This window comes from Amycolatopsis sp. NBC_00355 (assembly GCF_036104975.1).
GTDB lineage: Bacteria > Actinomycetota > Actinomycetes > Mycobacteriales > Pseudonocardiaceae > Amycolatopsis.
Genome location: NZ_CP107982.1, coordinates 4,217,830 through 4,239,638, shown reverse-complemented (window position 1 = coordinate 4,239,638; position 21,809 = coordinate 4,217,830). Strand labels below are relative to the sequence as shown.

Below are 21,809 nucleotides of genomic sequence, written 5' to 3'. Positions count from 1 at the left end.
GGAGGGACACGATGACCCAGGCCGTGCGGCACGAGGAGATGCGCGCTCGCAACCTCGAGGTCGTGCTGGGCGAGGTCAGCCGCAACGGCCCGCTGACCAGGGCCGCCCTCGCCGAGCTCACCGGGCTCACCAAGTCCACGGTCTCCAAGCTCGTCGGCGATCTCGTGGACGCCGGCCTGCTGGCCGAGACCGGGCCCGCCCGTGTGGGCGAGCGCGGCCGGCCGGGGGTGGACGTCGTGCTCAGCGGCGCCCGGATCGCGTCCCTGGGCCTGGAGATCAACGTCGACTACCTCGCCGTCCGTGTGCTGGATCTCACCGGCGCGGTCCGGTTCGCCGCCCGTCGCGACCGCGACAACCGCGGCTCACGGCCGAAGAAGGTCCTGGCCGAACTGCAGGCCCTTGCCGATGAAGCCATCACCGACGCGCGCCGGCTCGGGCTCGACCTCGCGGGCGCCGTGCTCGCGGTGTCCGGCCCGGTCGGCGACGGTGTCCTGTTCAGTGCCCCCAACCTCGGCTGGCAGGACGTCCGCGCGGCCGACCTGCTGCGCCTGCCCGTCCCGGTCGAGCTGGACAACGAAGCGAACCTCGCCGCGCTCGGCGAGCTCTGGTACGGCGACGGCGAGCGCGACTTCCTCTACGTCTCCGGCGAGGTCGGCATCGGTGCCGGCCTGGTCGTCGACGGCGAGCTGTTCGCCGGGTCCCGGGGGCTGGCCGGCGAGCTGGGCCACGTCGTCGTGACGCCGGACGGCCCGGCGTGCCGCTGCGGCGGGAGCGGCTGCCTGGAGACCTACGCCGGCCAGGAAGCGTTGCTGGCGGCCGGAAAGACCCCGACGGTGGCCGCGCTCCTGGCCGCTCTCGCCGAGGGAGACCGGGAAGCGCTGGACGCCTGTGCCGCGGCCGGACGCGCTCTCGGTGTCGCGCTGGCGTCGGCGGTGAACCTGCTCGACCTCGACCGCATCGTGCTCGGCGGCGTGTTCACCCCGCTGTACCCGTGGCTGGCCGAGCCGGTCGCCGACGTCCTGGCCGCCCGGCTCGGCGGCCTCCGGGGCGCGCCGCCGGTGCTCACGGCGTCCCGGCTGGGTGGTGACGCCGCCACGCTCGGCGCGGCGGGCCGGGTCGTGCACCGCGTGCTCGCCGACCCGGCGCCGTTCCTGGTGCGGGCTCAGGAGGCGTAAGCCTCCACTTCGGACAGTTGCCCGGCCGGCCAGCCGGTGTTGCCGGTGAAGGTGAGCTTCAGGTACCGCTGCGCCGGGATCGTGAGCGTCACGCTGTTGCCGGTCGCCGGGTCGAACACGTACCCCGCCGGCGCGCCGTCGTTCACGGCGATCGTCTGCGTGCGACGACCCCACGCGGGCGGCAGCTTCAGCACCAGCCGCCCGGCGGTCGCCGCCGGGCCGAGGTCCACCGTCAGGGTCTGCGGGAACGCGTTGTTCGTGCTTTCCCAGTAACTCGACGCGTTTCCGTCGACGGCGTTGCCTGGCGGGAACCCGCCCTGCGAGCCGCTCGCGGAGACGGCCTTGCCCTGAGCGAGGTTGACCGAAGCAGGTGGGGGACCGCCGAGCTGCGCGGCCCAGTAGCGCGTCCGGTCCAGGTAAGCGGTTTCCGACGCGGCACCCGACGTCCCGTAGGCACCGGAGAAAGTCTCATACGCCGAAGACGGCGGTGACGAGCGGGCCGGCTCGATGATCGAGCCCTCGTGCCACTCGTTGAACGACGTCACCGAAACCCAGTCGGCGTTCGAGGAAAGCGCGTTCTGCCATTCGCGGTCGTAGGTGGCGCCGTTGTCGCGGCCCAGGGTCGGGGTCGTGTTGCCCGGCACCGCGCGGTCGTCGTTGTACCCCGGGCCGACCGACGGCGCCCACACCAGGCCGTTCGCGTCGCAGTAGGCGCTCGCCTCGCGCCACCCCGGTGCCGTCGCCCCGGCGATCGCGTCGTAGGTGTACATCCCGCCGAAGTGCGCGACCTTGCTCGTGTCCGTCGTCTGCGCCAGCACGATCGCCGACGAGCGCACCTGGTCCAGCGCCGTCCAGTCGGTGATGCGCAGGCTTTCGAAGACGTAGAACGCGCCGCGGCCGCCCTCGCGGTAGAACGCCGGGCTCGCCCCGTACCGGCTGGTCAGGTACCCGATATCGGCCACGGTGGACGAAGCCGTCCGCCCGCTGTAGGGCTCCAGGTGCCAGGCGACCCCGATCCCGTGCCGGGCCGCGGCTTCGAGCACGCCGGCGGCCAGACCGTCCTCATAGGACCCCTGGCCCCACCAGCTGTAGACGATCACCCCGGCGCCGGACTGCTCGATCCACCGCATGTGCTGCTCGACCGCGCCCGCGAAGTCGCCGGAATCGTACGGGCCGAGTGCCGGGTAGAAGTTCGCGCCGATGTCGGCGGGCGGCGTGTGGCCGCCTTGATCCCAGTGGCGGTAGGCGCCGCCGCTGTTGCCGTACCAGGGGTAGTAGAACAGGTGGGTCCGGGTGGAGAGCGCCGCGGCGTGCGCGACGCCCGGCAAGGTGGCCGCCAGCAGGAGAAGTGCGGCGAACAACGTCGAAATCCGTCGCATGGGGACCCTCTCGGGAGATTCGGGGTGTTCCAGACCATACGGACGCCACGCGAAATCCCGCAACACTTCCACGCACATACGCAAACTTGCGTCGGAAAGCCACCAGGAAAGCCGCCCGGAACGCGAAAACCGCCCCGGGCGAACCCGGGGCGGTTTCCGTTCAGCGGGACGGAACTAGCTCACGGCGTTGATCTGCACCAGCGAGCTGCCGACCGTGACACCGGTGTCGGTCTGCACGGTCAGCTGACCGCGCAGGACGCGCCCTGCCGCCGGGGCGGCGGTGGCGGTGACCGTCGCCGGCACCGTCCACGTGCTGCCCGAGGCGTGCGCCGCGACCGGGTCGGTCAGGGCGACCGAGCCGAACGCCGGGTTGGTGAACACGTCGACGTAGTCGTACTGCGTGGTGCCGGCCGGCACCGCGTAGCCGTCGACCAGCGCGACCCAGGTGCCCGCCGCCGGGTTGGCGATGGTCACCGACTCCTCGGAGTCACCGTCCGCACTCTGGCCCGCCACCACGCAGGAGCCCGTGGTGCAGTTGTACAGCACCAGGTCCAGGTCGGCGCCGACGTCGGACGTCTTGCCGATCGTGGCCGTCAGCGACGTCGAGCCCGGCGTCACCGCGATCTGGTACTGCTGCTGCGCGCCTTCGGCGATCGTCGGCCGCGACACCTTCGCGCTGCCCAGCGTGGCGCCGAGCAGGTGCCCGGTGAACGCGCCGAGCGTGTTCGTCACGGTGTAGGACCGCGCGATCGGCGTGTTCAGCGTGGCGGAGGCGATCGTGTCGGGGTTCGGCGTGATCGTCGTACCGAGCACCGAAGCGCTCAGCTTGTACGCCGCACTGTCCACATCGGACGTCCGGCGCGCTTCGACGACGATCTCCCAGACACCCGGCTGTGGGTTGGCGAACGTCCGGCTGGTCGGCGTGCCGCCGGGGCAGCCCGCGCCCGCGTCGGGCAGGTAGCAGTACGTCGTGGACGTGCTCGCCTCGGCCGGCACGCCGGTCGGGTCGTAGCGCAGGAACCGGACCTGGCCCTTGCCCTTGGCGCCGCCGCCGGCGTCCAGGTCCACCTTCAGCGCGCTGGCGCCCTGGGGCACCTTCACGAAGTAGCTGGTCGCCTGGTTGCGGGCGATCTTGCCGGACACGTCGACCTGGTAACCCTTGGCGGCGGTGAACTCCTGCGGCGCGAAGACCGTGTTGAGGGTCTGCACGTCGACGCCGATGGTCAGCGGGTTGTCCAGGTACAGCAGCGCCGAGTGCGCGCCGGCGTTCTTCGGGTTCACCTTGACCTGGAAGGTCACCGGCTTGTTCAGCGGCACCGCGACGGTACCCGCCGAGGAGAACGTGCCGTCGTTGCCGACCCACCGCGCGAAGTAGAGCACCGGGTTCGCCGAGCCCGACGTCCGCGTGATCGTGTACGTGCGGGTGTAGGCCTGGCCGGTGGTCACGCCCTCGCGGTCGTGGATGCCGACGCCGGTGTTCGGCGTCGCCAGCAGGTTCGACTGCACCGTGTGGACCTCGACCGACGTCGAGACGGCGTCCGGCTTCGGGTTGAGCGACAGCGCGACGAACGCGGCGGGCACGTTGAACAGGCCCGCGCCCTGGGCGTAGGCGTCGATGCCCGGCACGAACCGCGCGGTCGACTTGATCGCCGAACGCAGCTGCGCGACCGGCGGCCGCTGGCCGTTGTGCGTCGCCTTGTACGCGCTCACCAGCAGGGCGGCCGCACCGGTCGCCTGGGGCGAGGCCATCGAGGTGCCCTGCAGCATCGCGTAACCGGCCGGCAGGCTGTAGGTACCGGCCACGGGGCCCGGCGCTTCCCAGCGCGGGGTGGTCGAGATCGCCGCGCCGGGCGCGATGATGTCGGGCTTGAAGCCACCGTCTTCACGCGGGCCGCGCGAGGAGAACGGGTGCAGCGACTCGGCGTTCTGGGTCTTCGAACCGTAGTCCGCGAGCCAGGTCTGTTTGGTGATGTACGAACCGACCGAGATCGCGTCCGTGGCCACCGACGGGTCGCCGACGGTGTTCGCCCCGGCGCCGCTGTTGCCGGCCGAGATGAAGATCTGGACGTTGTACTCGGCGATCGTGCGGTTGTAGAGCTCCGCGCGGGCGTTGTTGCCGTCGTTGAGCGAGGGCAGGCCGCCGATCGAGATGTTGATGACGTCCGCGCCGTGGCTGGCCGCGTAGACGACGCCGTCGATCAGGCCGCTGGAGGTGCAGGCCGCGCCGGTGAGGCAGACCTTGACCGCCAGGACCTTCGCGCCCGGGGCCGCGCCGTCCATCTTGCCGCCGAACAGGTCGTTGCCGGTGGCGATGCCCGCGACGTGCGAGCCGTGCTCGGCGCCGGCGATGCCGATGCCGACGAAGCCCGGCTTGTCGGTCTGGACGACGAAGGCCATCCGCTCGGCGATGTCGGTCGCCGGGTTGTCGGTGCCGAAGAAGCCGACGTCGTAGTTGGTCTTGTAGTCGGTCATCGGCTTCTCGTCGGTGAAGTCACCGTTGCCGTTGAGGTCGACGCGGACCTGCTTGGTCGCCGGGTCGAGCAGCACGCCCCAGGAGTCGGCGCGGTCGCCGTCGCGGTTGATGTCACCGCCGGTCTCGCTGTCCGCGGCACCGAGGTCGCCCGCGGTCTCGCTGAACGCGCCGAACGTGTACGGGCCGCCGGTGGCCGGCGCCGTCCAGGTCTTGCCGTTCGCGGTGAAGGTGCCGGTGTAGGTCTGGGTCGACTGTGCGACCCAGGTGCCGTCCCCGGAGTTGGTGGCGTTGGCGTTGTACCAGTCGACGATCTTGCGCTCGCCGTGGCTGGTCTTCGCCAGCGCGGGGGTGTCGAGGTCGACACCGGAGTCGAGCACCGCGACCGTGGTGTCCTTGCCGTCCCAGTTGGGCAGGACCTGGCCGAACTGCGCGGCGTAGGTGTCACCGGTCGGCAGGTAGGGGTTCACGCGCGGGGTGTTCTTGCCCGGCGCGGGCTGCGGGGCCGGGTCCTGCGCGCCGTCGGGCTTGGGGTCGTCACGCACGATGAGACCGTCGACGTCGACGGCGCTGACCGACTTGAGCTTCGCGGCCTTGCCGGCGTTCCCGGTCGGGACGCTCACCTTGACGTAGTCGAGCTTGGTGTCGGTCGACTGGACGACTCCGCCGAGCGCCTTGAGCTCGTTCACGGCGGCGCCGGTCTGGCCCTTCTCGGCCGCGACCAGCAGGGTCACGTCGGGCTTGCCGGCCTTCTCGGCTTCGGCGACGAGCGTGCGGTCGTGCTCGTCGAGGGCCTTGCTGCCGTCGGCGGCGCCGGCGACCGGCGGGGCCTGCTGGGCGGACGCCACCGGAACGGCGATGCCGAGGACGGAGGCGCCGAGAGCGGTGGCGAGGACGGTGATCCCGGCCCGCCGTCTCCAGCTGGATCTGAGCTGTGTCACTGCGTGAGCCCTTCGTGAAGAGATGCTTGCGAGCAGTACACATCGCGGGATGATCCGCAGCAATAAGACACTTAGCCCATTACCCGCAATTGGTTGCGGGCCGAATGGCCTAACGGGATCGCCGGTTGGGAGGCAACCGGATGCGACGCCGGAGCGTGATGTGCCCACCTTGCTATACGTGCATATAGGGGGCTACATTCACGAGTAGCAAGCTGCGTCGACAGATAGGCCCGTTCCATGACCGAGAGTGGTCCCGCCTTCGAGGACCTCACCGCGCGCGCCCGCATCCGCGACGCCGCCATCAGGCTGTTCACCGAAAACGGGGTGGAGAAGACGTCGATCCTCGACATCGCCCAGGCCGCCGGTGTTTCCGGCGGCCTGATCCGGCACCACTTCGGGTCGAAGGACGGGTTGCGCAAAGCGTGCGACACCCACGTCTTCGCCGAGCTGATGCGGTTCAAGGAGGAGGCGCTGGAGAAGGGGCACGCGAACCCCGGGTTCATCCCGGCGTTCGACGCCCGTCAGCTGCTCTACCGCCGCTACATGGGCCGCGGCATGATCGACGGCTCCGACGCCGCCGCCGAGCAGTTCCACGAGATCGTCGACGGGACCGAGCGGTACTTCGCCGACTCCGGGCTCGACGTGCCCGATCCGCGGGCCGCCGCCGCCGCGCTCACCGCGATGACCGGCGGGCTGATGATCCTGCAGGACCACATCGCGCGGGCGCTCGGCGAGGAGCCCGGCACCCCCGAGGCGATGCTCCGCATGATGACCGCCGCCGGGTACCTCTTCACCCACCCGCTGGCCACCCCCGAACTGCTCGAAAAGGCCCGCGAAGCGCTGGCCAAGAACCCCGGCGAACAACCACGGAAGGACTGATGATGGCCGAAGCGATCACCGCCGACGGCCTCACCAAGGCGTTCGGTGCGGCGAAGGCCCTCGACGGGCTCGACCTGACCGTCCACACCGGCGAGGTGCACGGGTTCCTCGGACCCAACGGCGCCGGCAAGACCACCACGATCCGCGTGCTGCTGGGGCTGATGCGGGCCGACAGCGGCCGCGCCACCCTGCTCGGCGGCAACCCCTGGACCGACGCCACCGAGCTGCACCGGCGGCTCGCGTACGTGCCCGGCGACGTCACCCTCTGGCCCAACCTCACCGGCGGCGAGGTCATCGACCTGCTCGGCCGGCTGCGCGGCGGGCTCGACAAGGCGCGGCGCGCGGAACTCGTCGAGCGCTTCGACCTCGACCCGCGCAAGAAGGGCCGGACGTACTCGAAGGGCAACCGGCAGAAGGTCGCGCTGGTCGCCGCGCTGGCCGCCGACGTGGAGCTGCTGGTGCTCGACGAGCCGACGTCCGGGCTCGACCCGCTCATGGAAGAGGTCTTCCGCCAGGTCATCGAGGAGGAACGCGACCGCGGCGACCGGACCGTGCTGCTGTCCTCGCACATCCTCTCGGAGGTCGAGGCGCTGTGCGACCGCGTCACGATCATCCGCGCCGGCCGGACCGTCGAGTCCGGCTCGCTCGACGAGCTGCGGCACCTGGGCCGGATCACCATCGACGCCTCCCTCGAGCACGTCCCCGCGGACCTGGCTTCGCTGCCCGGGATCCACGACCTCAGCACGTCCGGCTCGCAGGTCCGCCTCTCGGTCGACCAGTCCGCATTGGCCGGTGTGATGCGGCACCTGGCCGCCGCCGGGCTGCGCACCCTCGTGAGCCGCCCGCCGACGCTGGAAGAGCTGTTCCTCCGCCACTACCGGCACGACGAGCCGGTCGGAGCGGCGCGATGACCGGCACCTGGTCGCTGCTGCGGCTGGTGCTGCGCCGCGACCGGTTCCTCATGCCGCTGTGGATCGTCGCCCTGACGATCGCGCCGCTGGGGTACCTGTCGTCGATCAACGCCGCCTACCCGGACGCCGCGGCGCGGCAGCACTTCTACGACCTGAACGTCACCAGCGCGACGTTCGCCGTCCGCAACGGGCCGCTGTACGGCCCTTCCGCCGGGGAGTTGCTGGCCTGGCAGTGCGGGTTCGTCCCGGTAGTGGCCGGGCTGATCGCGCTGCTCACCGTCGTCCGGCACACCCGGACCGAGGAGGAAGCCGGCCGCCGCGAGCTGACCGGCGCGACCGTCGTCGGCCGGCACGCGGGGCTCGTCGCCGCCGTGCTCGCCGCCTGCGGTGCGTGCCTGGTGTACGGCCTGCTGGTCGCGCTCGGCGTGTCGGCGCAGGGGGTTCCGGCGGCCGGGGCGTTGGCCCTGGGGCTCGGCTTCACCATGACGGGCTGGGTGTTCGCCGCCGTCGGCGCGGTCACCGCGCAGCTCACGTGGGGGGCGAGCGGCGCCCGGGGCATCGGGATCGGCGTGCTGGTGCTGGCGTTCCTGCTGCGCGCCGCCGGGGACAGCAGCGAGACGACCGGCGGGTCGGCGGGCTGGCTCGCGTGGCTGTCGCCGATCGGCTGGGCGCACCGGCTGCGCCCGTTCGCGGGGGAGCGGTGGTGGGTGCTGCTGCTGGGGGTGGCCTTCACGGCCCTGTCGTTCGTGGCCGCTGTGGTGCTTTCGGCCCGGCGTGACCTCGGCGCGGCGCTGCTGCCCGCGCGGCTCGGCCGTCCCGCGGCGAAGGCGTCCCTGCGCTCGCCGCTGGCGCTGGCCTGGCGGCTGCAACGCGGGACGCTGCTGGTCTGGACGGTCTGCCTGGCGCTGGTCGGGCTCCTGCTGGGCGGGGTCGCGCAGAACGTCTCGGACCTGGTGCGGGACAACAAAGCCGTCGCCGACGTCTTCGAGCGGCTCGGCGGCGGGGGCGCGGTGACGGACGCGTACCTGGCCGGGACGATGACTTTGTTCGGCCTCGCGGCGGCGGGCTACGCGGTGCAGGCGACGCTGAAGCTGCGCGCCGAAGAGGCCGCCGGCCGGGCGGAACCCGTGCTGGCCACGGCCGTCGGCCGGGTCGGCTGGGCGGTCGCGCACCTGGTGTTCGCGCTGCTGGGCTCGGCGTTCGTGCTCGCGGTGACGGGGCTGGCGACCGGGCTGGCCTACGGCGACGGCGCGCGGCTCGTCCCCGCGGCCCTGGCGCAGCTGCCGGCGGTGTGGGTCCTGGCCGGGCTCGCGGCGGCGTTGATCGGCTTCCTGCCGCGTTTCGCCGCGGCGGCGTGGGGGCTGCTGGGCGCGTTCCTGCTGCTGTCGCTGGTCGGCTCGGCGTTGCAGTGGAACGACGTCGTGCTCGGCATCTCGCCGTTCGCACACCTGCCGCGCCTGCCGGGCGGCACGTTCTCGGTGACCCCGCTGCTCTGGCTGGTACTGATCGCCGCGGTGGCGGGCGTCGCCGGCCTGGCGGCTTTGCGCCGCCGCGACATACCGGTGGGCTGAAAGCCGTGAATGGCCCATCGAGGGACTCAGAGTCCCTCGATGGGCCATTCACGGACTTCGGCGGCAACCGAGGGAGTCGAACCCTGCGCGGCTTGTGAAGGCGGCGCCCATGGACCGGCCCTGACCCTTCGGCGGGCGACGGCTGCCAGTGCTTTCAACGGTAGGTGATACCCCGGCAATTCCCATCTCACGCTGTGCTTCACCCAGACGTGACCTGCCTGGCAAAGTGGGGCCATGGACGATCTTCTGCTGCGCCGCGTGCGGCCGGGACTCGGCGGCGAGCTCGCGGACGTGCGTGTCACCGACGGCCGCGTCGCCTCGATCACCGAGCCCGGGTCGGCCGGTTTCGCGGCACGGATCGTCGACGGGCACGGCGGCACGCTGCTGCCGGGCCTGGTCGACGCGCACGTCCACGTCGTGCAGTGGGCGACGTTCCGCCGCCGCATCCCGCTGGAGGCCGCGCGGTCGGCGGGGGAGGCGGTCGAGCTGCTGCTGGCGCACCTGCTGGCGACGCCGTCGCGGCCGTCGGAACTGGTCGTGGGCGCGGGCTTCCGCGACGCGCTCTGGCCGGACAAGCCGCACAAGGAGCTGCTGCAGCGCGCGCTGCCCGGGCGCGCGGTCGCGTTGTTCAGCGCGGACCTGCACACGCTGTGGCTGAGCCCGGCGGCGCTGAAGCTGATCGGGCGGGACCACCCGACCGGTGTGCTGCTGGAGAACGACTGCATGAGCGCGACGGCCCAGCTGCCCACGGCCGCCGTCGACGTCCAGGACCGGTGGGTCGCCGAAGCTGTGCGCGCGGCGGCGGCGCGCGGGGTGACCCGGATCGTCGACTACGAGTACGCCGACACCGTCACCGACTGGCTGCGCCGGCTGGAGCGCGGCACCCCGGCGACGCGGGTCTCCTGCGTCATCGCGCGGTACCTGCTGGACCAGGCCATCGAGCGCGGCCACCGCACCGACGACGTGCTGCCGGACTCCGGCGGGCTCCTCACGGTCGGCCCGTTCAAGCTCTTCGTCGACGGCTCGCTGAACACCCGCACGGCCTACTGCCACGACCCGTACCCGGGCGGCGATTCGCTGGGGCTGCTGGAACTCCCGCCTTCCGCGTTGGTGCCCCTGATGCGCCGCGCGTCCGACCACGGCCTGCTCCCGGCCGTCCACGCGATCGGCGACCGGGCCAACACGATCGCCCTGGACGCGTTCGAGGAGGTCGGCTGCCCGGGCCGGATCGAGCACGCCCAGCTGCTCTCGCCCGCGGACGTCCCGCGGTTCGCGGCCCTCGGCGTCGTGGCGGCGGTGCAGCCGGCCCACCAGCCGGACGACCGCGACGTCGCGGACCGCCACTGGCCCGGCCGGACGGCGCGCGCGTTCCCGTACCGGTCCCTGCTGGAGACGGGCGCCCGGCTGGAGCTGGGCTCGGACGCCCCGGTCGCGCCGCTGGACCCGTGGGACGGCATCGCGTCGGCGATCTCCCGCACCGACGACGACCGCCCGCCGTGGCACCCGGAGCAGTCGATCCCGTTCGCCGACGCCCTGGCGGCGGCCTCGGGCGGCCGTCGCGGCGTCGCGGTGGGCGACGTCGCGGACCTGATGGTGACGGCGGCCGACCCGGCTTCCCTGGCACCATCGGACCTCCGCCGCCTCCCGGTCACGGCGACCATCCTGGGCGGGCACGTCACGCACCAGATCTGACGTGCAACCCACGGGTTGCGTAGCGAGTGGTTGATGTGCAACTATCTGGTTGCACATCAACCACTTCGAAAGGTGCCTGACCATGGACACGACCGCGCTGCGCGCCGCCTACGAGAAGCTGTTCGACGCGGCGGCGACGCCGGGCCTCGGTGCCGCCGCCGACGGCGGCTGGAACGCCGACCAGGTGCTCGCCCACGTCCTCAGCGTCGATGCCGCCGTCGCCGCGGTCGCGCTGGGCGTGGTCTCGGGAGCGCGTCCCGCGTTCGACAACCGCGTCGCCCTCGACCCGGCGAACCTCGCCCGGATCATCGCCGGGCACGCCGGCCGGGCCGACCTCGCCCGGCACGTCCGGAGCCAGGCCGCCATCCTCTGCGACATCGCCGGCTCCCTCGACGAGCAGGCGGCTTCGGTCCAGGTGCCGGCGTTGCTCATGTCCGGCGACGCGCTGGTGCTGGACCAGCCGATCCCGCTGGCGGCCCTCATCGACGGGCTCGCCGCGGACCACGTCCCGGTCCACACCCGGCAGATCCTCGCCCTGAAGGGGTGAGCCGCCACCTCCTCGTCCGTGGGTCTTGACCTGTCCGGTGGACAACGTCAAAGATTCACCCACAGACTGACAACGTTGTCACAGGAGGAACCGGATGAGAGCGCGCACGCGCGTCCTGGCCGTCACACTCGCCGGGGTGACCGCCGTCGCCCTCGCGACCCCCGCGCAGGCGGCGCACCAGCCCAGCTTCGCCGACGACCCGACCACGCTCGTCGACACCTCGATCGGCAACAACGGGGACGGCACCACCTTCCCGGGCGCCACCACGCCCTTCGGCATGGTCCAGCTCAGCCCGGACACCCAGCTCAAGAAGTACGCGTCCTACGACTACGCGCAGGACACCACCCTCGGCTTCAGCCACACCCATCTCTCCGGCGTCGGCTGCCAGACCATGGGCAACTTCCGCTTCATGCCGACCACCGGCGCCGTCACCAGCAGCGATCCCGCGCAGTACGGCGCGAAGTTCAGCCACGCCGACGAAACCCGGCAGCCGGGTTACTACGGCGTCAAGCTCGGCAACGGCATCAACGCCGAGCTGTCCGCGACGCAGCGCACCGGCCAGCACCGCTACACCTACCCGGCCGGCGCCACGAGCGAGAACGTCCTCATCGAGGTCGGCGAGAGCAACGGCTACACCTACGCCGGGGACGTCCACGTCGTCGGCGACGACACCGTCGAGGGCTGGCTGCAGGGCGGCAACTTCTGCTGGGAGACGCAGAAGGAGCGCTACAAGGTCTTCTTCAGCGCCAAGTTCGACCGCAAGTTCACGAGCTTCGGCACCTGGACCGACAACAAGCTCACGCCGAACCAGCGTGACGCGAGCCTGGGCAGCCAGCGTGCCGGCGCATGGCTGAGCTTCGGTACCGACAAGAACCAGGTCGGCGTGTCCGTCGGCCTCTCCTACACCTCGGTCGACGGCGCCCGGCTCAACCGCAGGACCGAGCAGCCCCGCTCGTTCGACAAGGCGCGCAAGACCGCGCACGACACCTGGGAAGACGAGCTGAACCGGCTGCGCGTCGCCGGCGGGACCACCGCCGACCAGCGCACGTACTACAGCGCGCTCTACCGCTCGCTGCTGCACCCGTCCGTCGGGTCCGATGTGGACGGTTCCTACCGCGGTTTCGACGACGCCGTGCACCGCAGCCGCGACACGTACTACCAGATGTTCTCGCTGTGGGACACCTACCGCTCGCAGAACCAGCTCGTCGCGCTGCTGCACCCGGACAAGGCCGCGGACATGACCAAGTCCGTCCTCAAGATCTACCAGGACGGCGGCTGGGTGCCGCGGTGGGCGCTCGCCGGCGGCGAGACGAACGTGATGAGCGGCGACCCGGTGACGCCGTGGGTGGTCGACAACTACCGCCGCGGCCTCCTCGACGACCGCACCGCCCGGCAGCTGTTCGACGCGTTGTGGCGCAACGCCACCGAGGTCCCCGCGGGCCAGTCGATCTTCCGCGGCCGCGACGGCAACCCGAACTACGTCAAGAACGGCTGGATCGGCTACCAGGACGTTCCCGGTTACACCTTCGGCGACACCCGCCAGGCCGGGTCCGCGACGCTCGAGTACGCCCTCGCCGACTGCGCACTGTCCACAATGGCGTCCGGCTTGGGCTACCAGGACAAGGCCAAGACGCTGTCCGCGCGCTGCGGCAACTTCTCGAAACTCTGGGACACCGGCGTCGAATCCCACGGTTTCACCGGCTTCCCGCGCACCCGCGCGGCGGACGGCACCGGCGTCGGCGATCCCGACCCGGCCCAGTCCACCGGCTTCCACGAGGGCACGCCGTGGCAGTACCAGTGGCTCGCCCAGCAGGACCCCGCGAAGCTGTTCGGCCTGATGGGCGGCGCGGGGCAGGCCGAGAAGCGGCTCGACACGTTCTTCGACACGCCGCTGCTGCTCACCGACCCGGCGAAGGCCGCCAAGGACTCCTGGGTCCACGGCGCGTACGACTACCACAACAACTTCGCCTTCAACCCCAACAACGAACCGGACCTGCACGCGCCCTGGATGTACAGCTGGACGGGCGCGCCGTGGAAGACGTCGGCCGTCCTGCGCGCCGCCCGGACGCTCTTCACCGACACGCCGTACGGCATGCCGGGCAACGACGACCTCGGCACCATCTCGTCGTGGCTCGTCTTCGGCATGACGGGCATCTTCGAAGCCCAGCCCGGCTCCGGGACGTACCTGCTCAGCACGCCGATGTTCGAGAAGGTCGAGATCCACCCGGAGCACGGCCGCAAGATCGGGATCGAGGCGCCCGGCGCGAGCGCGTCGAAACTGCAGTACACCAAGGACGTCCGGATCGGACACCGTGGCTATGACCGCAGCTGGATCTCGCACGAGGACCTGCTCCGCGCGGGCACGATCCGCTTCACCCTGAGCGACACCCCGACGGCGTGGGGCACGAAGTCGGTGCCTCCCGCGCTGTAACGCAAGTCCGTGAATGGCACATCGAAGGACTCAGAGTCCCTCGATGTGCCATTCACGGCTTTCGGGTCGTACGATGCCGCGCATGCCGACGCCGGACGCCCGGGAGCGCATCCTCGAGACCGCCACCCGGCTGTTCGACCGGCACGGCGTGCACGCCGTCGGGATGCAGGAGATCATCGACGAGTGCGGCTGCGGCAAGAACCTGCTCTACAGCCGGTTCGCCAGCAAGGACGACCTGGTCGTGGCCTACCTGCGCCGTCGGGTCGAGGACTGGGAGCAACTGGTCGCGGACGCGCGCGAGGCCGCCGGGACCCCGGCGGCGCAGCTCGTCGAGCTGGTGCGCGAGGCCGGGGTGCGGGCGACCGCGCCGGGAGCGCGTGGCTGTCCGCTGCGGAACACGGTCGTCGAGTTCCCGGGGCGCGAGCACCCCGCGCACCGCGTGTCGGCGGACCACTTCGCGCGGGTCCGCACACAGCTGCGCGAACTGGCCAGGGCGACGTCGGCCGCGGAGCCGGATCGGCTGGCGGACCGGATCCTGCTCATCATCGACGGGCTGTATGCGCACGGCCCGATCTTCGGCGAAGACGCGGCGAAGGCCGCGGTCGAGTTCGCCGAGGACGTCGTGCGGGCGGCGACGGCGGGCTGACCCGGATCCCCCGGGACGGACCCGACCGGGCGGACAGCCGGCACGAACGCCGCGAAAGGTGCCTGCACGTGCGCGGATCCGCCGTTCGTGCTGAGGTGGGGACATGGCGGAAACCAAGCCGACGGCGACCGAGCGGTTCTTCCGGATCGCGATCGCGATCAAGGGGCTCGACGGCGCCCTCCAGGTCGTCGGGGCGCTGGTCCTCGCGTTCATCCCGGCGTCCACCGTCAGCGGGTTCACCCACGCGGTGATCACCCGCGACCTGCTCGGCGACCCGTCGGGCACGCTCGCGCGGCACCTCGAATCGGCGACCGAGAACTTCCTGCACGGCGACACCAAGACGTTCGCCGTCGCCTACCTGCTGGCCCACGGCCTGATCAAGCTCGGCTTGGTGTGGGCGCTGGCGCGCAAGATCGTCCCCGCGTACCCGATCGCCGCGGTCGTCCTCGCCGCGTTCGTCGTCTACGAGATCTGGCGGGCGATCCACACCCACTCGATCGCGCTGCCGTTCTTCGCCGCCCTGGACGTGCTCATCATCGTGCTCGTCCTGCGCGAATACCGGCAGCTGAAACGCGAACGCGGCTAGCCGGGCTCACGCTGCGACGGGAAATCGCACCGTCGTGCTGTCGGCCTCCACCGCCTCGACGTACAGGGCGGTCGCGTTGTCCGAACCGCCGCGGGCGATCGCGGCCTCGACGAGCTCGGCGGCCCCGTGCGCCGGGTCGGCCAGGATCGCGCGGATCGCGGTCCCGGTGAGGGGCTTGTGGACGCCGTCACTGGTCAGCAGCAGGCCGCCGCCGGTGACCTCGGCCGTCCCGATCTCGTGCGGTTTCGTCGTGCGGACGCTGGTGGTGACCACGTGCTCCATCCGCGGTGTCACCGGCTGGTGGCGGGCGCGGAAGTACTCGGCGAGCGTGTGGTCGGTGGTCAGCCGGCGCAGCGCGGTGCCGTCCCAGGCGTACGCGCGGGCGTCGCCGACCCAGGCGATGCGGTACCCGCCGGCGACCGGCACGGCGACGACGAGCACGGCGTCGCCGCGACCGCGTTCCCGGACGGCCCGCTGCGCGGCGAGCACGGCCTCGACCGGTCCTTTGTGGACCGGCGTGCGCGCGGCGGCCGCGGCGGCGACACGCGCGGCCTGGGCGGCGGCCGGGTCGTCACCGACGCCGTCGGCGAGGGCGAACACGACGCCGGGCGCGCCGGCCGCGGCGTAGGCGCCGACGGCGTCGGCGTTGTGCGAACGGGGGCCCTGCGCACTCGCGGTGTGCCAGCGCGGGTAGCCCGGACGGGTGGTGATCATCGCGGCCTCCTCATCCCTCTGATCTCCATGATCCGCGCCGTTCCTGTGGGCGGTCTGAGACTTTCCTGTGCCGGCGGTGTCAGTCCCGGTACTGTGGGAACGGGGTGGGGGAATGGAGTTCCGGATTCTGGGCCCGGTGGCGGTGTGCCGCGCCGACGGCCGCCCGGCCGTGCTCGGCGGGCGCAAGCCGCGCACGCTGCTGGCGGCGTTGCTGCTGGCCCGCGGCCGGGTGGTACCCGACGCGCGGCTGATTTCCCTGCTGTGGGAGGGCGTCCGGCCCTCGACCGTGGAGGCGCAGCTGTGCACGTACGCGTCCCGGCTGAGACGCGCGTTACCGGCCCGGCTCGTCCGTACGGGTGGTGGTTACCTGCTGGAGCCGGCCGGCACGGTCGACGCCGAGGAGTTCGAACGGCTCGCGGCGGCCGGTGACGCGGCGCTCCGGGCGGGCTCGGCGTCCCGTGCGGCGGGGTTGTTCCGCGCCGCGCTGGACCTGTGGCGCGGTCCGGTGCTCGCCGACGTCGCCGAACCGCTCCGCGCGGGCCCCGCGGCGCGGTTCGAGGAACTCCGGCTGGCCGCGCTGGAGGGCCGTATCGAAGCCGACCTCGCCCTGGGCGACCACCTGCGGGCGGTCCCGGACGCGGCGGACCTCGTCCTCGAACACCCGCTGCGCGAGCGCGCCCTGGCGTTGCTGATGGCCGCGCTGTGCGCGAGCGGGCGTTCGGCGGACGCGGTCGCGGTGTACCACCGGGGCCGGCGCGTCCTCGACGAAAAACTGGGGATCACGCCGTGCCCGGCCCTGCGAGCGGCCTACGAACGGGTGCTTCAGCCCAGTCCGGAGGGGTAAGGCGAGGACAGGAAATCGTGGTCGAGCTGCGCGGGCTCGCGCGGCAGCCAGTACCGGGCGAAGGCGCGGATCTGCCCCGCGGGCAGCCCGGGGTTGACGTGCCGGTGATCGGGTTTCGCGACGGACTGCAGGGCCCAGGCGAAACCGAGCATCGGATCGATCCGCGACCACCGCGGGCGATCGATCCCGAGCAGCATCTGCGCGCGCTGGATCGCGTGCCAGAAGTGGTAGCTGGAGGGCGGGTTCCCGTCCATGGTGTGCACCTCGGACTCGACGGGTTCGCGTCGAGGATCGAAGAGCACGCCCTGCCCGAAGTCGGCGAACGCCTTGACCAGGCCGGCTTCGTCCCCGCGGTAGAAACGGTCGAAGTTCCCGAGCTGGAGCTTCGAGAGCGTCCGCAGCGGCGCCTCGACGGGCTTGACGAACTCGAGATAGTTCCGCGGATAGGCGGGCTCTTTGCTGAAGGCGAGCCACCTGCTGGCGATGCTCTCCTGCCCGAGGTACCCGAACAACGCGGTGTAGGCGGCGCTGGTCTCCGCGGACGGGTGGTAGAGCGCGATTTCGTCGAGCTGGTACCAGAGTTCGTTGGCCCGCCGGTCCCCGAGCATCCCCGGCACGGGCGGCAGGCTGTTCGTTTCCGCGTCGGCTGTTCCGCCGAGCAGTACGGACCCGGCCGCGGCGACGGCGGTCCCGGCGGTGATTTTGAGCAGGCTCCGGCGATCCATGGTTCCCCCCTGTGGGCGACCCCCGCCGCCCTCACCGCCACGGTACGGAGGGTTTCTATACTTTTTCTGTACGATCGCTGCGGTGGAGGACACCCGGGAGATCGAAAACCTGATCCACAGGTACGCGTCCCTGGTGGACGCGGGAGACTTCACGGCGGTCGGCGAGCTGTTCGCCTCGGGCGCGTTCGCGGGCAGCGGCGGCGTGGCACGCGGCGCGGCCGCCGTGGAACAGATGCTGCGCTCGACGGTGATCCTGTACCCCGACGCGACCCCGCGCACGAAACACGTGACGACAAACGTGTCGATCTCGGTCACCGGAGACACAGCGGCGTCGCAGGCGTACTTCACGGTGCTGCAGGCGGTCGAGGGCTTCCCCCTGCAAACGATCGCGGCGGGCACCTACCGCGACACCTTCAGCCGGTCCGCGGGCGAGTGGCAGTTCACCGAACGCCAGGCCGCGGTCGACCTGGTCGGCGACGTCAGTCACCACCTGCGCGCAAAGGGGTCGTGAGTGGTAATCGGGGTTCTCACCCGAATTACCACTCACGACCCCTAGGTCGCGCTCACTTCTGCAGGTCGTAGACCGTGGACCCGTCCACCGTCGTGGCCGTGAAGGTGGCCGTCACCCACGCGCTGATCTCGCTCGACCCGCCACCCGGCCCGCCGCCGCGGCCGCCGTCGATGAAGTACTTCACCTCACCCGCCGCGACGTACGCCTTGAACTCGTCCAGCGTCGGTGCCGGGTCCGAGCCGCTCCAGCCGCCGATGCCGATCACCGCCTTGCCGCTGGCCAGTTCCAGCGACGCCGCGCTCTGCGAACCCGTCGTCGCCGCCGCCCACTTCGTCGTGGTCGAAGCGAGAAGCTTGCCGACCGCGCCGGATGCGGACTCGTCGCCGCCGAAGCCGCCCATCGCGCTCGACGTCGGACCGGACGTCGGGATCGAGCCGCTGTGGGCCACCGAAGCCGTCTCCACGCCGTAGGCCGCCGAAGAGACGCCCAGCGTCAGCACCACCGCCGCGGCCACGACGGCGACCGCGCGGCGGACCGGCGGCACGCCCATCACCAGCACCGTGCCGACCAGCACACCGAGCACCGCGACGATCCAGCGCAGCGCCGGGAACCAGTCCGGCGTGCGGTCCAGCAGGATGAACGACCACACCGCCGTCACCACGATCATCGCGGCCAGCACCGCCCGCGGCGCCGGGTTCGCCCGGCCCTGCCACAGCGCGCGGCCCGAAATCGCGACCACCGCGGCGATCGCCGGCGCCAGCGCGACCGAGTAGTACGGGTGCACGATGCCGCTCATGTAGCTGAACACCAGCGCCGTCACGACCAGCCAGCCGCCCCACAGCACCAGGGCCAGGCGCGTCCGGTCCGTGCGCGGCGCGCGGCGGGTGAACCACAGCCCCGCGACCAGGCCGATCAACGCGGCCGGCAGCAGCCACGAGATCTCGACGCCGAAGCTGGAGCCGAACATCCGGAACAGCCCGGCCGTGCCACCGAAGCCGGTGTTGCCACCCATACCGCCGCCACCGCCCGGGCCGCCACCCTCGCCGCCGCCGAAGATCCGCGACAAACCGTTGTAGCCCAAGGCGAGTTCGAGCAGACTGTCCCCTTCGGACCCGCCGATGTACGGCCGGGACGCCGTCGGCCACAGGTCGACCAGCGCGATGAACCAGCCCGCCGAGACGACCAGCGCGACGACCGCGCCGCCCAGGTGCAGCAAGCGCTTGCCCAGCGACGCCGGCGCCGCGATCAGGTACACCAGGCCGAACGCCGGCAGCACCAGGAACGCCTGCATCATCTTCGTCAGGAAGCCGAACCCGATCGCCGCGCCGGCCAGCGCGAGCCAGCCGGGGCTCGCCTTTTCCGTGGCACGCACGACGAAGTAGGCGCCCGCGACCATCAGCAGCACGAGCAGCGCGTCCGGGTTGTTGAACTTGAACATCAGCGCCGCCACCGGCGTCACCGCGAGCAGCGCGCCCGCCAGGAGCCCGGCGATCGGGCCGGACGTCCGCTTCACCGCCAGGTAGAGGACGCCGACCGACGCGACGCCCATCAGCGCCTGTGGCGCCAGCACGGTGAAACTGGAGAAACCGAAGATCCGCGCGAACGCCGTCCCGACCCAGAGCGCGGCGGGCGGCTTGTCGACGGTCAGGACGTTGCCGGAGTCGAGCGAGCCGAACAGCCACGCTTTCCAGCTCTGCGTCCCGGACTGCACGGCGGCGGCGTAGAACGAGTTGCCGAAGCCGGACGCGGTCAGGTTCCAGAAGTACAGCACCGCGGTCGCGGCCAGCAGCCCGAACACCGACGGGCGCACCCAGCGCGGGGGCGCGTGCGCCGCGGAATCCTTGCGGTGGCGCGGTTCCTGCGTCACGGGGTCGGACAGGACGGCGGTCATCAGTACTCCTTCTGAGTGGCGGCCTGGCGGCGCGGGTTGAACACCCAGCCGCGCAGGAGCAGGAACCGGAGGACCGTGGCGGCGAGGTTCGCCAGCACGAGCACGGTGATCTCCAGGACCAGCCCGGGGGTGGTGGATCCGTTGAGCAGGGCGAGCGCGCCGCTGGTCAGCGCCAGGCCGAGGCCGAACACGATCAGCCCTTCGAACTGGTGACGCCCGGCGCCGCCGCGGCCCCGGATGCCGAACGTGAGCCGCCGGTTGAGCGCGGTGTTCGCGATGGCCGTGACGAGCAGCGCGGTGAAGTTCGCGGGTTGCGCGCCGACGGCCGAGCGCAGCAGCAGGAACAGCACGAGGTAGGCGAGAGTGCTGCTGACGCCGATCGCGGCGAACCGCACGAGCTGCGTCACCAGCCGTGGCGGAACCCCGGGCGCCTCGACGCCGATCGGCTGCCGGCCGAGCTGCTCGCGCAGCCGGCTGATCGGGATCTCCCCGGTGAACGTCGCCCGGGTGACGCGGGCGATGCCCTTGAGGTCCGCGGTGGCCGTCTTGACGATGTTGACCGACGAGTGGGGATCGTCGACCCAGTCGACGGGCACCTCGTGGATCCGCAGCCCGGCGCGTTGCGCGAGCACGAGCAGCTCGGTGTCGAAGAACCAGCCGGTGTCCTCGACGTGCGGCAGCAGTTCCCGCGCGACGTCGGCGCGGATGGCCTTGAACCCGCACTGCGCGTCGCTGAACTTCGCGGCGAGCGTCGAGCGGAGGATCAGGTTGTAACAGCGGGAAATGAACTCGCGCTTCGGCCCCCGCACCACTCGCGCGCCCCGGGCGAGCCTGCTGCCGATGGCGAGATCGGAGTGCCCGGACAGCAGCGGCGCGACGAGCGGCGCCAGCGCGGCCAGGTCGGTCGAGAGGTCGACGTCCATGTAGGCGAGGACAGCGGCGTCCGAGGCCCGCCAGACGGCGTTGAGCGCGCGGCCGCGGCCCTTCTCGTCCAGGTGGTGGACCTCGACCTCGGGGAACTCCCGGGCCAGCCGCTCCGCGACCGGCAGCGTCGCATCGGTGCTCGCGTTGTCGGCGACGGTGATCCGGTAGGGGTAGGAGACGTGTTCGGCCAGGTGCGCGTGCAGCCGGCGGATGCACGGTTCGAGGTCGGCCTCTTCGTTGTAGACCGGGATGACGACGTCGAGAACCGGCTGCGGGCCGGCCAGGTCGACCGGGACGGTCCCGGGCCGTGAAGCGGAGGCGGTGGCTGTCATGACGACCACGGTCGCCGGTCCCGCTTTGGTGACCGTGTGATCGCCCTGTGCGGTTGCTGTGCGCTGTGCCCGGCTCGCGGGGCACAGCGCACGGACGGCGTCAGCTGTGGACGCGCAGCGGCACCACGTTGCTCGGCGGCAGCGCCCGGCTCGGCTCGCGCCGGGCCTCGGTCGGGCTGATCGTCAGCGTCACCAGGCTCGCGTAGCGCGGGTGGCGGTCCACGTACACCTCAGGTACCCCGCACGCGGCCGCGAGGACGGAGCGCTTGCGGTGCAAGTGCTCGAAGGCCTCACGGCCGAACAGTGACACCACGATGTCACCACCACGCGGACGGCTCCACAGGATCGCCGGGCGCAGGCGCAGCAGCGGGAACGTCGCGCGCAGCCGGTGCTGCAGCCGGACGGCCTGGATGCGGGCCCGCACGCTGCGGCGGCGCAGCACGGCCAGGCCGAGCGCGGAGCCCAGCGTCACCGACGCCCACACCGGGCCGGCCCAGAGCGCGAACACCACGACGCCGTAGGGGAGGAGGGTGAGGGAGAGGATCTCCCACCGCCAGTGGTAGAGGCGGACGAGGAACGACGAGGCCTGCTTGCTGGTCATTTCCGAGCTCCTTCCGGTCGATCGGCGGCGGAGAAGGCC

At 71.8% G+C, this 21,809-nt stretch carries 18 protein-coding genes; 11 read left to right on the top strand and 7 right to left on the bottom strand.

What is annotated here, in order from left to right; all coding sequences use genetic code 11:
* Positions 1–11: 11 nt before the first annotated feature.
* Entirely contained in the window at positions 12–1,175 is a 1,164-nt protein-coding gene (locus OHS18_RS18625) for an ROK family transcriptional regulator (protein ID WP_328617907.1), read from the top strand.
* Here the strand turns inward: OHS18_RS18625 and OHS18_RS18620 are convergent.
* Positions 1,163–2,554: a galactose-binding domain-containing protein gene (locus OHS18_RS18620; RefSeq protein ID WP_328617906.1), complete on the bottom strand. Its 1,392-nt coding sequence runs from the start codon at positions 2,552–2,554 to the stop codon at positions 1,163–1,165. The genes OHS18_RS18625 and OHS18_RS18620 overlap by 13 nt on opposite strands.
* Positions 2,555–2,728: 174 nt before the next feature.
* Positions 2,729–5,965, bottom strand: a complete 3,237-nt coding sequence (locus OHS18_RS18615) for a S8 family serine peptidase (RefSeq protein ID WP_328617905.1) — start codon at positions 5,963–5,965, stop codon at positions 2,729–2,731.
* Positions 5,966–6,202: 237 nt separating this feature from the next.
* On the opposite strand from OHS18_RS18615, the gene OHS18_RS18610 reads away from it, so the two are divergent.
* The 8 genes from OHS18_RS18610 (at position 6,203) to OHS18_RS18575 (ending at position 15,228) form a co-directional block, all read left to right on the top strand.
* A complete protein-coding gene (locus OHS18_RS18610; protein ID WP_328617904.1) occupies positions 6,203–6,844 on the top strand; it encodes a TetR/AcrR family transcriptional regulator in 642 nt (213 codons plus the stop codon).
* A gap of 2 nt (positions 6,845–6,846) precedes the next feature.
* Entirely contained in the window at positions 6,847–7,755 is a 909-nt protein-coding gene (locus tag OHS18_RS18605; RefSeq protein ID WP_328617903.1) for an ABC transporter ATP-binding protein, read from the top strand.
* Complete coding sequence (locus tag OHS18_RS18600) at positions 7,752–9,326, top strand: ABC transporter permease (RefSeq protein WP_328617902.1); 1,575 nt, start codon at positions 7,752–7,754, stop codon at positions 9,324–9,326. The genes OHS18_RS18605 and OHS18_RS18600 overlap by 4 nt, the downstream gene beginning before the upstream one ends.
* Positions 9,327–9,560: 234 nt before the next feature.
* Positions 9,561–11,018: an amidohydrolase gene (locus OHS18_RS18595; protein WP_328617901.1), complete on the top strand. Its 1,458-nt coding sequence runs from the start codon at positions 9,561–9,563 to the stop codon at positions 11,016–11,018.
* 82 nt (positions 11,019–11,100) lie between these two features.
* A complete protein-coding gene (locus OHS18_RS18590) occupies positions 11,101–11,565 on the top strand; it encodes a hypothetical protein (protein ID WP_328617900.1) in 465 nt (154 codons plus the stop codon).
* Positions 11,566–11,659: 94 nt separating this feature from the next.
* Positions 11,660–13,996 carry a GH92 family glycosyl hydrolase gene (locus OHS18_RS18585; RefSeq protein WP_328617899.1) on the top strand — a complete coding sequence of 779 codons (2,337 nt, stop codon included), beginning with the start codon at positions 11,660–11,662 and terminating at the stop codon, positions 13,994–13,996.
* 82 nt (positions 13,997–14,078) lie between these two features.
* Entirely contained in the window at positions 14,079–14,642 is a 564-nt protein-coding gene (locus OHS18_RS18580) for a TetR/AcrR family transcriptional regulator (RefSeq protein WP_328617898.1), read from the top strand.
* Between the two features lie 103 nt (positions 14,643–14,745).
* Positions 14,746–15,228 (top strand): DUF2127 domain-containing protein, encoded by a 483-nt coding sequence (locus OHS18_RS18575; protein ID WP_328617897.1) that lies wholly within the window; start codon positions 14,746–14,748, stop codon positions 15,226–15,228.
* A 6-nt stretch (positions 15,229–15,234) separates the two neighbouring features.
* Here the strand turns inward: OHS18_RS18575 and OHS18_RS18570 are convergent, their stop codons facing one another.
* The gene (locus OHS18_RS18570) at positions 15,235–15,942 is read right to left on the bottom strand and encodes a PP2C family protein-serine/threonine phosphatase (protein WP_328617896.1); all 708 of its coding nucleotides are present in this window, start codon (positions 15,940–15,942) and stop codon (positions 15,235–15,237) included.
* Between the two features lie 112 nt (positions 15,943–16,054).
* Here OHS18_RS18570 and OHS18_RS18565 point away from each other — a divergent pair, with 112 nt between their 5' ends.
* A complete protein-coding gene (locus OHS18_RS18565; protein ID WP_328617895.1) occupies positions 16,055–16,786 on the top strand; it encodes an AfsR/SARP family transcriptional regulator in 732 nt (243 codons plus the stop codon).
* On the opposite strand, the gene OHS18_RS18560 is transcribed toward OHS18_RS18565, so the two are convergent.
* On the bottom strand, positions 16,765–17,511 hold the full coding sequence (locus OHS18_RS18560; RefSeq protein ID WP_328617894.1) for a hypothetical protein: 747 nt from the start codon (positions 17,509–17,511) through the stop codon (positions 16,765–16,767). The two genes, OHS18_RS18565 and OHS18_RS18560, sit on opposite strands and share 22 nt — an antisense overlap.
* Positions 17,512–17,593: 82 nt before the next feature.
* Here OHS18_RS18560 and OHS18_RS18555 point away from each other — a divergent pair, with 82 nt between their 5' ends.
* On the top strand, positions 17,594–18,022 hold the full coding sequence (locus tag OHS18_RS18555) for a nuclear transport factor 2 family protein (RefSeq protein ID WP_328617893.1): 429 nt from the start codon (positions 17,594–17,596) through the stop codon (positions 18,020–18,022).
* A 52-nt stretch (positions 18,023–18,074) separates the two neighbouring features.
* On the opposite strand, the gene OHS18_RS18550 is transcribed toward OHS18_RS18555, so the two are convergent.
* The 3 genes from OHS18_RS18550 to OHS18_RS18540 all read right to left on the bottom strand — a co-directional run bounded on the left by OHS18_RS18550 (position 18,075) and on the right by OHS18_RS18540 (position 21,770).
* Positions 18,075–19,913 carry an ArnT family glycosyltransferase gene (locus OHS18_RS18550; RefSeq protein ID WP_328617892.1) on the bottom strand — a complete coding sequence of 613 codons (1,839 nt, stop codon included), beginning with the start codon at positions 19,911–19,913 and terminating at the stop codon, positions 18,075–18,077.
* Complete coding sequence (locus OHS18_RS18545; protein WP_328617891.1) at positions 19,913–21,169, bottom strand: bifunctional glycosyltransferase family 2/GtrA family protein; 1,257 nt, start codon at positions 21,167–21,169, stop codon at positions 19,913–19,915. Before OHS18_RS18545 ends, OHS18_RS18550 begins: the two co-directional genes overlap by 1 nt.
* Positions 21,170–21,269: 100 nt before the next feature.
* Positions 21,270–21,770, bottom strand: coding sequence for a hypothetical protein (locus tag OHS18_RS18540; RefSeq protein WP_328617890.1), 501 nt, complete (start codon positions 21,768–21,770; stop codon positions 21,270–21,272).
* Positions 21,771–21,809: the final 39 nt, after the last annotated feature.

What these genes read in the sequence shown, in the direction of transcription:
- OHS18_RS18625 (WP_328617907.1), top strand. Translation starts at nt 12, where the DNA reads ATGACCCAGGCCGTGCGGCACGAGGAGATGCGCGCTCGCAACCTCGAG.
- OHS18_RS18620 (WP_328617906.1), bottom strand. Translation starts at nt 2,554, where the DNA reads ATGCGACGGATTTCGACGTTGTTCGCCGCACTTCTCCTGCTGGCGGCC.
- OHS18_RS18610 (WP_328617904.1), top strand. Translation starts at nt 6,203, where the DNA reads ATGACCGAGAGTGGTCCCGCCTTCGAGGACCTCACCGCGCGCGCCCGC.
- OHS18_RS18605 (WP_328617903.1), top strand. Translation starts at nt 6,847, where the DNA reads ATGGCCGAAGCGATCACCGCCGACGGCCTCACCAAGGCGTTCGGTGCG.
- OHS18_RS18600 (WP_328617902.1), top strand. Translation starts at nt 7,752, where the DNA reads ATGACCGGCACCTGGTCGCTGCTGCGGCTGGTGCTGCGCCGCGACCGG.
- OHS18_RS18595 (WP_328617901.1), top strand. Translation starts at nt 9,561, where the DNA reads ATGGACGATCTTCTGCTGCGCCGCGTGCGGCCGGGACTCGGCGGCGAG.
- OHS18_RS18590 (WP_328617900.1), top strand. Translation starts at nt 11,101, where the DNA reads ATGGACACGACCGCGCTGCGCGCCGCCTACGAGAAGCTGTTCGACGCG.
- OHS18_RS18585 (WP_328617899.1), top strand. Translation starts at nt 11,660, where the DNA reads ATGAGAGCGCGCACGCGCGTCCTGGCCGTCACACTCGCCGGGGTGACC.
- OHS18_RS18580 (WP_328617898.1), top strand. Translation starts at nt 14,079, where the DNA reads ATGCCGACGCCGGACGCCCGGGAGCGCATCCTCGAGACCGCCACCCGG.
- OHS18_RS18575 (WP_328617897.1), top strand. Translation starts at nt 14,746, where the DNA reads ATGGCGGAAACCAAGCCGACGGCGACCGAGCGGTTCTTCCGGATCGCG.
- OHS18_RS18570 (WP_328617896.1), bottom strand. Translation starts at nt 15,942, where the DNA reads ATGATCACCACCCGTCCGGGCTACCCGCGCTGGCACACCGCGAGTGCG.
- OHS18_RS18565 (WP_328617895.1), top strand. Translation starts at nt 16,055, where the DNA reads ATGGAGTTCCGGATTCTGGGCCCGGTGGCGGTGTGCCGCGCCGACGGC.
- OHS18_RS18560 (WP_328617894.1), bottom strand. Translation starts at nt 17,511, where the DNA reads ATGGATCGCCGGAGCCTGCTCAAAATCACCGCCGGGACCGCCGTCGCC.
- OHS18_RS18550 (WP_328617892.1), bottom strand. Translation starts at nt 19,913, where the DNA reads ATGACCGCCGTCCTGTCCGACCCCGTGACGCAGGAACCGCGCCACCGC.
- OHS18_RS18545 (WP_328617891.1), bottom strand. Translation starts at nt 21,169, where the DNA reads ATGACAGCCACCGCCTCCGCTTCACGGCCCGGGACCGTCCCGGTCGAC.
- OHS18_RS18540 (WP_328617890.1), bottom strand. Translation starts at nt 21,770, where the DNA reads ATGACCAGCAAGCAGGCCTCGTCGTTCCTCGTCCGCCTCTACCACTGG.